The organism is Streptomyces sp. NPDC059037 (genome assembly GCF_042740015.1).
Classification (GTDB): Bacteria; Actinomycetota; Actinomycetes; order Streptomycetales; family Streptomycetaceae; genus Streptomyces.
This window is the reverse complement of record NZ_JBHYIG010000311.1, coordinates 1-11,140: the sequence shown is the minus strand read 5'-3', so window position 1 is coordinate 11,140 and position 11,140 is coordinate 1. Positions and strand designations below refer to the sequence as shown.

The window sequence follows — 11,140 nt, the reverse complement described above, 5'->3', positions numbered from 1 at the left end:
CCACCACCCTGTACGGGTGGTGGGACCGGCCCATTTGCGTGAATCCCCCCGTGCCGGAGCTTGCGGACCACCCCCCGTCTCGATCATGTCGAGGACGACAAGCGTGGAGGTACGCCCGTGACAAGCACCCTTTTCAGAACGAAGACCGTCGAGCAGTCCATCCGGGACACCGAAGAGCCCGAGCACGCGCTCAAGAAGTCGCTCTCCGCCTTCGACCTCATGGTCTTCGGCGTCGGAGTCATCATCGGCACCGGCATCTTCGTCCTGACCGGCAAGGTGGCCAAGGAGAACGCGGGGCCCGCGACCGCGCTCGCGTTCGTCGCCGCAGGCATCGTCTGCGCGCTTGCGGCCCTGTGCTACGCCGAGTTCGCCTCGACCGTCCCGGTGGCCGGGTCGGCGTACACCTTCGCCTACGCCTCCATCGGTGAGCTGCCCGCCTGGATCATCGGCTGGGACCTCGTCCTCGAATTCGCCCTCGGCACGGCCGTCGTCGCGGTCGGCTGGTCCGGATATGTGCGCTCCCTGATGGACAACGCGAACTGGCATCTCCCGAATGCCCTGGAAGGCCCCGACATTCCAGGCGGCAGCTTCGACATCCTGGCCTTCCTGCTGGTCCTGGTGCTGACCGCGATCCTGGTGGTCGGCATGAAGCTGTCCGCCAACATCACCGCGGTCGTCGTGGCCATCAAGGTGACGGTGGTCATGATCGTGATCATCGCGGGTCTCTTCTTCATCGTGGGTGACAACTACTCGCCGTTCATCCCCGACGCGGTGACCCCGGAGGTCGGGGTGGGCTGGGAAGACGCCCCCATGGTCCAGCTGATGTTCGGCTACGAACCCACCAACTTCGGCGTCATGGGCATCTTCACCGCCGCCTCCGTCGTCTTCTTCGCCTTCATCGGCTTCGACGTGGTCGCCACCGCCGCCGAGGAGACCAAGAACCCGCAGCGCGACATGCCGCGCGGCATCCTCGGCTCGCTCCTCATCTGCACGGTCCTTTACGTGGCCGTCTCGCTCGTGGTCACCGGCATGCAGCACTACACCAAACTGTCCGTCAGCGCGCCCCTCGCCGAAGCCTTCAAGGCCACCGGTCACCCCTGGTACGCCGGCGCCATCAGCTTCGGTGCCGCCGTCGGCCTGACCACCGTGTGTCTGATCCTGCTGCTCGGGCAGACGCGTGTGTTCTTCGCGATGAGCCGCGACGGTCTGCTGCCGCGCTTCTTCTCCGTCACGCACCCGCGCTTCAAGACGCCTTATCGGCCGACCATCCTCCTTGGCGTCCTCATCGCCGTCATCGCGGGTTTCACCAGCATCAACGAGCTCGCGACCCTGGTGAACATCGGCACCCTCTTCGCGTTCGTCGTCGTGGCCATCGGCGTGATCGTCCTGCGCCGCACCCGCCCCGAACTGCACCGCGCCTTCCGCACCCCGCTGGTGCCGCTGGTGCCCATCCTCTCGGTCGCCGCCTCGGTGTGGCTGATGCTGAACCTGCCGGGCGAGACATGGCTGCGGTTCGGCATCTGGATGGTGATCGGCTTCATCGTCTACTTCCTGTACGGGCGTTCGCACAGCCGGATGGGCAAGAGCGGGGGCGCACTCCAGGCCGACGACGCTCTGTAGCCGCCGCGGTCTCTTGCCGTCGATCGACCGGCCCCGTATGTCCCGCTCTTATGGGAACTGCGGGGCCGGATAGCGTGCACCCCATGCTCGCCGAGCCCTCCGCGTCCCTACGCTCCGTGCGCGCCCCTTGGGTGCCGCGCCCCCGCACGGAGCACGCACCGGCGCCCCGCCGCCCGTACTTCAGGCGCCTGCTCCCGCTCCTCGCCGCGCTGGCCTGCCTCACCCGGGTGCCCTCCTTCCGGTGGCCGCTGTGGAGCCCGGACGAGGGCTATCTCGCCGTCCAGGCAAGGATGTTGGCGGACGGCGGCACGCTCTACGAAACGGTCGTCGACCGCAAGCCGCCGCTCGTCCCCTGGCTGTACGAAGGGGCCTTCGCGCTCTGCGGCGACGCGAGCCTGCTCCCGCTGAAGCTGCTCGCGGTCGCGGCCCAGCTCGCCACCGCCGTCCTCCTCACGTGTGTCGCCCGGCGCCGCTGGGGCGACGGGGCGGGCCGCACGGCCGGCGTGCTGTACCTCCTGATCTCGGTCGGCCTGAACCCGGAGGACGTACAGGCGGCCACCTTCGAGGTGTTCATGCTGCCCTGCACGGCGGCCGCCCTGTGGTGCGCCGACCGCCGGCGGTGGGCTCTGGCCGGGGCCGCGGTGGCCTGCGCGTTCCTGGCCAAGCAGACCGGGGGAGCGACGCTGGTGCCGGTGGCGTGGCTGCTGTGGCGCTCGGGGGGCAGCCGAAGGGACTTACTGCGCCTGGGAGTTGGGCTGTGCGGCCCGGTCCTCGCGGCGGCCGCGGTCACCGACCCGGCCGGTTTCCTCTTCTGGACGGTGACGGGATCGGGCGCCTACGCCTCCTTCACCGGGTCCGAACTCCACGTGCTCGTCCGGGGTTTGACCAACACGGCGATCCTCGCGGCGGCCTGCGCCGGGATCATCCCGCCCGTCGTACGCGTCCTGCGCGTCGCGCGCACCGGCTCGGCGGAGCTGTGGCTCTGGCTCGCCTCGTCGGCGGGCGCGGTCCTGGCCGGCTTCCACTTCTTCGGCCACTACTACCTCCAACTCACCCCACCGCTCGCCCTGTTGGGCACCGCGGCGCTCCAGATCCTGCCCCGCGAGCGCACCCTGACGGCGGTGTCCGTGACGGCCGGGGCGTGTGTCCTGTTCCTGGCCTGGGGGATGCTGGCGCCGCGCCCCGAACTGGCGCACGCCGAGCGGATCGCCGACGAGGTACGGTCGCGCACAACCCCGCGTGAACGGGTACTGCTCTGGGGGATACACCCCGAGACGTACTGGCTCGCCGACCGCGACCCCGCGAGCCGCTATCTGACCGCGGGGCTCCTGACCAACTACAGCGGCGGCCGCAACGGCCCCCAGGTGGGCGAGAAGTACGCGGTTCAGGGCGCCTGGCCGGTCTTCCGCGCCGAGCTCGCGGCCGCGCCGCCCGCGCTGATCGTCGACGACTCGCGGGACAAGCCGTTCGCCCCGGAGCGGGTGCCTTCACTGCGCCGGGTGCTCGCGGCGGGCTACACGCCGGTGGCGACGGTGGACGGCGCGGTGATCTACTCCCGGACCTACTCCCGCCCGGCGTCGGGCTGACGCACGCTGCGCGGGGAGTTCGGTCGCCCGGTGGCTGTGGTGGGCGCGGTGGCTGGTGTGGGCGCGGTGCTCGCCCGGTGGGCGCAGTGATCTACTCCCGGACCTACTCCCGCCCGGCATCGGGCTGACGCACGCTGCGCGGGCCAAGGTACCGCGCGCCGAGATCCGTCACCCTGCGGCGCAGCTCGCGGTCGGCGGTGACGACGACGCAGGCCCGGTCGGAGCCCCGCAGCGCCACCAGCTCCACGATCCGGTCGTCCCCGCTGCCGGGCGCCGAGTCGACGCGTACGCCCGGCACGGACTCCACACCGCGGGCCCGCCCCTCGACGACGAGCACGACGTCCAGCGGGCCCGGAAGCCCGGGAAGGCCCTCGTCCGCGTACGGCACCAGACGGTCCCGCAGCCGCTCGGCGGCCCCGCGCCGGTCGCGCCACCAGCCGTCGGGGACCGAGCCGACGACGTTCGCCGCGTCGACGACGAGCAGAGTTGTCATGGCGCAACCCTGGCACACCAAGGGTCCGGGCCCCGACCGGCGGCCGTGCGCACCAAACGTAGACTTGTGGGCCGTCGGCCCCAGGACATGCCCGGCCCCGAACCCCGGACAGTCCCCAGGCCACGACCAGCGAACGCTCGAAGGAAGGTCGGCGCCGAGTCATGCCGCAGAGGTCAGCCCCCAGGCCCGGGCAGGAGCCCGCCCACCCGGCCGGCGGCGACCGCGCCGCGACCGGTACGCCCGAGACCGGCCGCTGGCTGCTGCGCGGCAAGGACGACCGGCTCACCGCGTACGCCCGCACGGACGGGGGCCTGCTGCGCTGGACGGAGACCCGCCCCGGCGGCCCCGACTGGACGGGCCCCGACTTCTTCGCCGCACCGGACATCACCCACCTCACCCTGGCCCAGGGCGCCGACGGATACGTGCACTTCATCGGCCTGCGCCGGCGCCCGAAGCCGGGCGGCGCGGACCCCGAGGTCGACGTCGTGCACGCCATCCAGTACCAGTCGGGGCGCCCGCTGATGGACTGGCGCTCGCTCGGCAACCCGCACACCAAGCTCGTCGAGCGCGCCCCGCACCTCGGCGCCCCGACCGCCGCGGTGGACGCCGCGGGCACGGTCCACGTCTTCGTACGGGACGCGGTGAACAGCGTCCGGCTGCGGCGCGAGGGCAAGGGCGGCCAGTGGGAGGGCTGGAAGGACTTCAAGGTCCGCCAGGTCCTCGACGGCATCGTGGCCGTCGCCACCTCGACGGGACGCGTGGCGGTCTTCGGGCCCGCGGCCGACAAGACGCTGCACTGGGCCCAGGAGAAGCAGGGCGGCGAGTTCGTGCGCGGCGACGACATCCCGCTGGCCCCGGCCCCCGGCTCGGGCACGGCCCTGGAGACCGCGGCGGACGGCCTCACCTACTACGCGGCCGACGCCCGCGCCACGGGCGTCCAGGCCCACCGCTCCGACGCCGCCCCGATCCCCCTGAGCGGCACCCCCGACCCGGGCCCAACGGCCGCCCTGCGCGCCACGATCGACGGCCACGACTGCACGATCCTCGCCCACCGCACCCGTACCGGACGCCCCGCACTCGCGGCGTTCCCCACGGAGCGCGAGGAGGCGGGCCTGTGGTGGTCCGAGACCGGCGAACCGTGCCTGGGCTCACCGGCGTTGGCGCTCGACGCGCGCGGGCGGGTGGTGCTCGCGGCGATCGGCGAGGACGGCACGCTGCGCATCGCACGGCAGAAGGCGGAGCCGGGCCTCGCCCTGGACGCGTGGACGCGGGTCTGAACCGTACGTCGCATAACGCGGGGCTCGGCGAGTGGGTGTCCGGTCGGACGCGGACCGGACACCCCTCTCACCGTTCAGGAGTCACTGCTCAGGCGTTACGCGGGAACGCTCGCCAGGCCCTGCTCAAGGAACTTCTTGCCGGTGACCCGCTCGCTGACGCCGGCCCGGTCCAGGTACGGCGTGATGCCGCCCAGGTGGAAGGGCCAGCCGGCGCCGGTGATCAGGCACAGGTCGATGTCCTGTGCCTCGGCGACGACACCCTCGTCGAGCATGAGCCCGATCTCCTGCGCCACGGCGTCGAGCACGCGGTCGCGGGTCTGCTCCTCGGTCAGGACGACATCGCCCTGCTTGAGGAGAGCGGCGACCTCCGGGTCGAGCTCCGGCTTCCCGCTGTCGTACACGTAGAAGCCGCGCTTGCCGGCCTTGACGACGGCCGCGAGGTTCGGGGACACCGTGAAGCGCTCCGGGAAGGCGCGGTTCAGGGTCTCCGACACATGCAGGCCGATGGCCGGGCCGACCAGCTCCAGGAGCACCAGCGGCGACATCGGCAGACCGAGCGGCTCGACGGCCTTCTCGGCGACGGCGACCGGGGTGCCCTCGTCGATGACGTTCTGGATCTCGCCCATGAAGCGGGTGAGGATGCGGTTCACGACGAACGCCGGGGCGTCCTTCACGAGCACCGCGGTCTTCTTCAGCTTCTTGGCGACACCGAAGGCCGTGGCCAGCGATGCGTCGTCCGTCTGCTCGCCGCGGACGATCTCCAGGAGCGGGAGGATCGCGACCGGGTTGAAGAAGTGGAAGCCGACGACCCGCTCGGGGTGCTTCAGCTTCGACGCCATCTCGGAGACCGAGAGCGAGGAGGTGTTGGTGGCGAGGATGGCGTGCGCCGGAGCGACGGCCTCCACCTCGGCGAACACCTGCTGCTTGACGCCGATCTCCTCGAAGACGGCCTCGATGATGAAGTCGGCGTCGGAGAAGCCCTCGGCCTTGTCCAGGACACCGGAGACCAGACCCTTGAGACGGTTGGCCTTGTCCTGGTTGACGCGACCCTTGAGGAGCAGCTTGTCGATCTCGGCGTGGACGTAGCCCACACCCTTGTCGACGCGCTCCTGGTCGATGTCGGTCAGGACGACCGGCACCTCGAGGCGGCGCAGGAAGAGCAGCGCGAGCTGCGAGGCCATCAGGCCCGCGCCGACGACGCCGACCTTGGTGACCGGACGCGCCAGGTTCTTGTCCGGGGCACCCGCCGGGCGCTTGGCGCGCTTCTGTACGAGGTTGAACGCGTAGAGCCCGCTGCGCAGTTCGCCACCCATGATGAGGTCGGCGAGCGCGACGTCCTCCGCGTCGAAGCCCTTCTGCAGGTCGCCGTCCTTGGCGGCCTCGATGATCTCCAGGGCGCGGTAGGCGGCCGGGGCCGCACCGTGCACCTTGGAGTCGGCGATGCCGCGGCCGCGCGCGACGGCGGCGTCCCAGCCCTCGCCGCGGTCGATCTCGGGGCGCTCCACCGTGAGCGAGCCGTTGAGGACGGAGGCCGTCCAGATCAGCGACTGCTCCAGGAAGTCGGCGCCCTCGAAGATGGCGTCGGCGATGCCGAGCTCGAAGACCTGCTTGCCCTTGAGCTGGCGGTTCTGGTTCAGCGAGTTCTCGATGATGACCGAGACGGCCTTGTCGGCACCGATCAGGTTCGGGAGCAGCGCACAGCCGCCCCAGCCCGGGACCAGACCGAGGAAGACCTCGGGCAGCGAGAAGGCGGGCAGCGCCTTGGAGACGGTGCGGTAGGAGCAGTGCAGACCGACCTCGACGCCACCGCCCATCGCGGCACCGTTGTAGTAGGCGAAGGTCGGCACGGCGAGGCCGGACAGACGCTTGAACACGTCGTGCCCGCTCTTGCCGATGACGAGCGCGTCCTCGTGCTTCTTGAGGATCTCGACGCCCTTGAGGTCGGCGCCGACGGCGAAGATGAACGGCTTGCCGGTGATGCCGGCGCCGACGATCGTGCCCTCGGCCGCCTCCTTCTCGACCTGGTCGATGGCGGCGTTGAGGTTCGCCAGCGAGCCGGGGCCGAAGGTGGTCGGCTTGGTGTGGTCGAAGCCGTTGTCGAGCGTGATGAGCGCGAAGCGCCCGGCGCCCGCGGGCAGGTCGAGGTGGCGTACGTGCGCCTGGGTGACGACCTCGTCCGGGAACAGCTCGGCCGCGCCCTTCAGAAGCTCAGCGGTGTTGGTGCTCACTTGCTGCCTCCGTTGAAGTTCGGGTTCTCCCAGATGACCGTGGCGCCCATGCCGAAGCCGACGCACATGGTCGTCAGGCCGTAGCGGACCTCGGGCTGCTCCTCGAACTGCCGCGCCAGCTGCGTCATCAGACGTACGCCGGAGGAGGCGAGGGGGTGGCCGTACGCGATGGCGCCGCCGTACTGGTTGACGCGCGCGTCGTCGTCGGCGATGCCGTAGTGCTCGAGGAAGGCGAGCACCTGGACGGCGAAGGCCTCGTTGATCTCGAAGAGACCGATGTCGTCGATGGTCAGGCCCGCCTGGGCGAGCGCCTTCTCCGTGGCCGGGATCGGCCCGTAGCCCATGACCTCGGGCTCGACACCCGCGAAGGCGTACGAGACGAGGCGCATCTTGACCGGCAGGTTGTTCTCGCGGGCGAAGTCCTCGGAGGCGATGATCGACGCCGTGGCGCCGTCGTTGAGGCCCGCGGCGTTGCCGGCGGTGACGCGGCCGTGCGTACGGAAGGGCGTCTTCAGACCCGAGAGGTTCTCGAGCGTCGTCCCCGGGCGCATCGGCTCGTCGGCGGTGGCCAGACCCCAACCGGTCTCACCGGCCTCGGCGTTCGTCCGGCGTACGGAGACCGGCACCAGGTCCTGCTGGATCTTGCCGTTGGCGTACGCCTTGGCGGCCTTCTCCTGCGAGCGCACCGCGTACTCGTCGGAGCGCTGCTTGGTGATGCTCGGGTAGCGGTCGTGCAGGTTCTCGGCGGTCATGCCCATGAAGAGGGCGGACTCGTCGACGAGCTTCTCGCTCACGAACCGCGGGTTCGGGTCGACGCCCTCGCCCATGGGGTGGCGGCCCATGTGCTCGACACCACCGGCGATGACGGCGTCGTACGCGCCGAACGCGATGGAGCCGGCCGTCGCCGTCACGGCGGTCAGGGCGCCGGCGCACATGCGGTCGATCGAGTAGCCCGGCACGGACTGGGGCAGGCCCGCCAGGATCCCGGCCGTGCGGCCCAGCGTCAGGCCCTGGTCGCCGATCTGCGTGGTCGCGGCGATGGCGACCTCGTCGATCTTGGCGGGGTCGAGGGCCGGGTTGCGGCGCAGCAGCTCCCGGATGGCCTTCACGATGAGGTCATCCGCACGGGTCTCGTGGTAGATGCCCTTCGGGCCCGCCTTGCCGAACGGGGTGCGGACGCCATCAACGAAGACGACGTCCCTGACGGTACGAGGCACGATGGCTCTCCTCCAGGGTGCGGGTGCGCCTGCGGCGCGCTTCCGGGAACCATGCTACTTGTCGGTAACTAGGCTGCCCAGTCCCGGTTCGGGGAGGCGAAGGTCACACTTGGCCTGCGGCCTGACTGGGCGGGGCGTTCCGGCCCCCGGGGCAGGGCGCGCTGATCCCCCGGCTGCCGCCGGGCGGGTGCGCCGATGCGTCCCGGCTGCCGCCGGGCGGGCTGTCCTGTCCCGCCGCTTCGCGGCGGATCCTTTCCCGCCCACCCACCCGATTACCCGGCATCCGCCATGGGCGTGCGGGGCCGCGCATCCGTTCGCAAACGCGAGCCACCCACCCGCCCTCCCCGTGTTGCGGGGTAATCGGGTGGGTGGGTGGGAGAGATCCGCCGCGCAGCGGCGGCTCAGCCGATGGCCGTCACCAGCACCGGAGTGACCTGGGTGATCTGCCAGGGGCGCGCGCCGTGCGAGGCCAGCGCCTCCGCGACGGAATCCGCGTCCACCTGGGCCGGCGGTTCCCAGCACACCCTTCGTACCGTGTCCGGAGTGATCAGGTTCTCCTGAGGCATGTTCAGCTCCTCGGCCAGCGCCGAGACCGCCGCCCGCGCGGCCGAGAGGCGCGCCGCGGCCGCCGGGTCGCGGTCCGCCCAGGAGCGGGGCGGCGGGGGCCCGGACACGGCCTGCCCCGGCTGCGGCAGCTCGGAGTCGGGCAGGGCCTTGGCCCGGTCCACCGCGGCCTGCCACTGCTCGAGCTGGCGCCGCCCCATGCGGTGCCCGAAGCCGGTGAGCCCGGCGAGCGCGTGCACGTTCGGCGGCAGCGAAAGCGCCGCCTCGACGATCGCGCCGTCGCTCAGCACCTTGCCCGGCGACACGTCACGCCGCTGGGCCACCTTGTCGCGCGCGGTCCACAGTTCGCGTACGACCGCCATCTGGCGACGCCGCCGCACCTTGTGCATCCCGGACGTACGACGCCAGGGGTCCTTGCGCGGCGGCGCGGGCGGCGCGGAGGCGATCGCGTCGAACTCCTCGCGGGCCCACTCCAGCTTGCCCTGCCGGTCGAGCTCCTTCTCCAGGGCGTCGCGCAGGTCGACGAGGAGCTCCACGTCCAGCGCCGCGTACCGCAGCCACGGCTCGGGCAGCGGGCGCGTCGACCAGTCGACGGCCGAGTGTCCCTTCTCCAGGACGAAGCCGAGCACCCCCTCGACCATCGCGCCGAGGCCGACCCGGGGGAACCCGGCGAGCCGTCCCGCGAGCTCCGTGTCGAAGATGCTGGTCGGGATCATGCCTATTTCGCGGAGGCAGGGCAGGTCCTGAGTGGCGGCGTGCAGGACCCACTCCGTACCGGAGATCGCCTCGCCGAGCCCCGAGAGGTCGGGGCAGGCGACGGGGTCGATCAGGGTGCTGCCCGCGCCTTCGCGGCGCAGCTGCACGAGGTAGGCGCGCTGGCCGTACCGGTATCCGGACGCGCGCTCGGCGTCCACGGCCACGGGGCCACTGCCTGCCGCGAACGCGGCGATCACCTCGGCGAGGGCGGTCTCGTCGGCGACCACCGGGGGGATGCCATCACGCGGCTCGTCCAAAGGGATCGGCGCCGATTCGACGTCGTCCGGAGGGCCGCCTCCGGTGGTTCGCAGTGAGCTGTCTGCTGCGGTCTCTTGGGCGTCGGTCACCTGTCAAGGGTATCTGTGTATGCACAGCACCCGTCGACGGAACGTTCCGTCGACGGGTGTGCGAGGGGTGTAAATGAGTCAGTGGATGATTCCGGTGCGCAGGGCCACCGCTACCATCCCGGCCCGGTCACCCGTGCCGAGCTTGCGCGCGATACGGGCGAGGTGACTCTTCACGGTCAGGGCGGAGAGCCCCATGGAGACGCCGATGGCCTTGTTCGACTGGCCCTCGGCGACGAGGCGGAGCACCTCGACCTCGCGGCCGGACAGCTCGCGGTAGCCGCCGGGGTGGCTCGGGGCGCCCGGGGGGCGGCGGTGCATTCGGGCGGCGGCCGAGCCGATGGGCGCGGCGCCGGGACGGGTGGGGAGACCGACATTGGTACGGGTACCGGTGACGACATAGCCCTTCACACCGCCCGCGAGGGCGTTGCGTACGGCGCCGATGTCGTCGGCGGCGGAGAGCGCGAGGCCGTTGGGCCAGCCCGCCGCGCGGGTTTCGGAGAGGAGCGTCAGGCCGGAGCCGTCGGGGAGGTGGACGTCTGCGACGCAGATGTCACGGGGGTTGCCGATGCGGGGACGAGCCTCCGCGATCGACGAGGCCTCGATCACGTCGCGCACACCGAGCGCCCACAGGTGGCGGGTGACGGTGGAGCGGACACGTGGGTCGGCCACGACGACCATGGCGGTCGGCTTGTTCGGGCGGTAGGCGACCAGGCTTGCGGGCTGCTCGAGGAGAACGGACACCAGGCCTCCTGGGGTGCGGGACGGAACCGGCTCGGGGATGAAGCCGGAACGAACCGTGCTTTCAAGGTCACCAACCTCTTCGGCACCAAACCCGCCCGCCTTTAGAGAATGATCACGATTTGGTGAGTAACAATTCGGACCATTCGGACACATGATCGATCATCCGAAGATCAACCCGAATCGGAGTCGCTGCGGAAACTTACCCGCGGTGTGGGGGGGTGTCACCGAGAACCGAGCGGGGGGGCGCGGGGAGAGATCTCCGGGGGCCCCCCCCCGGGGGCGGACACACACCGACCCACGCGCCCCCACCC

General features: G+C 71.3%; 8 protein-coding genes. 3 read left to right on the top strand and 5 right to left on the bottom strand.

All coding sequences use genetic code 11. From position 1 onward, the window contains the following. Positions 1-117 precede the first annotated feature (117 nt). Together ACFWY6_RS39150 and ACFWY6_RS39145 are read left to right on the top strand one after the other, a co-directional pair. Complete coding sequence (locus ACFWY6_RS39150) at positions 118-1,620, top strand: amino acid permease (protein ID WP_384700774.1); 1,503 nt, start codon at positions 118-120, stop codon at positions 1,618-1,620. An 83-nt stretch (positions 1,621-1,703) separates the two neighbouring features. After that, the gene (locus tag ACFWY6_RS39145; protein ID WP_384700772.1) at positions 1,704-3,206 is read left to right on the top strand and encodes an ArnT family glycosyltransferase; all 1,503 of its coding nucleotides are present in this window, start codon (positions 1,704-1,706) and stop codon (positions 3,204-3,206) included. Positions 3,207-3,309: 103 nt separating this feature from the next. On the opposite strand, the gene ACFWY6_RS39140 is transcribed toward ACFWY6_RS39145, so the two are convergent. Then, positions 3,310-3,699, bottom strand: a complete 390-nt coding sequence (locus tag ACFWY6_RS39140; RefSeq protein ID WP_384700770.1) for an NTP pyrophosphohydrolase — start codon at positions 3,697-3,699, stop codon at positions 3,310-3,312. A 161-nt stretch (positions 3,700-3,860) separates the two neighbouring features. Here ACFWY6_RS39140 and ACFWY6_RS39135 point away from each other — a divergent pair, with 161 nt between their 5' ends. Continuing rightward, entirely contained in the window at positions 3,861-4,976 is a 1,116-nt protein-coding gene (locus ACFWY6_RS39135) for a hypothetical protein (protein ID WP_384700768.1), read from the top strand. A gap of 95 nt (positions 4,977-5,071) precedes the next feature. Here the strand turns inward: ACFWY6_RS39135 and ACFWY6_RS39130 are convergent, their stop codons facing one another. The 4 genes from ACFWY6_RS39130 to ACFWY6_RS39115 form a co-directional block, all read right to left on the bottom strand. Then, entirely contained in the window at positions 5,072-7,204 is a 2,133-nt protein-coding gene (locus ACFWY6_RS39130; protein WP_384700766.1) for a 3-hydroxyacyl-CoA dehydrogenase NAD-binding domain-containing protein, read from the bottom strand. Continuing rightward, the gene (locus ACFWY6_RS39125) at positions 7,201-8,421 is read right to left on the bottom strand and encodes an acetyl-CoA C-acyltransferase (protein WP_266871504.1); all 1,221 of its coding nucleotides are present in this window, start codon (positions 8,419-8,421) and stop codon (positions 7,201-7,203) included. Before ACFWY6_RS39125 ends, ACFWY6_RS39130 begins: the two co-directional genes overlap by 4 nt. Positions 8,422-8,822: 401 nt before the next feature. Then, on the bottom strand, positions 8,823-10,088 hold the full coding sequence (locus ACFWY6_RS39120; protein WP_384700764.1) for an HRDC domain-containing protein: 1,266 nt from the start codon (positions 10,086-10,088) through the stop codon (positions 8,823-8,825). Between the two features lie 78 nt (positions 10,089-10,166). Further along, entirely contained in the window at positions 10,167-10,829 is a 663-nt protein-coding gene (locus ACFWY6_RS39115) for a response regulator transcription factor (RefSeq protein WP_030687574.1), read from the bottom strand. Between the last annotated feature and the right edge of the window lie 311 nt (positions 10,830-11,140).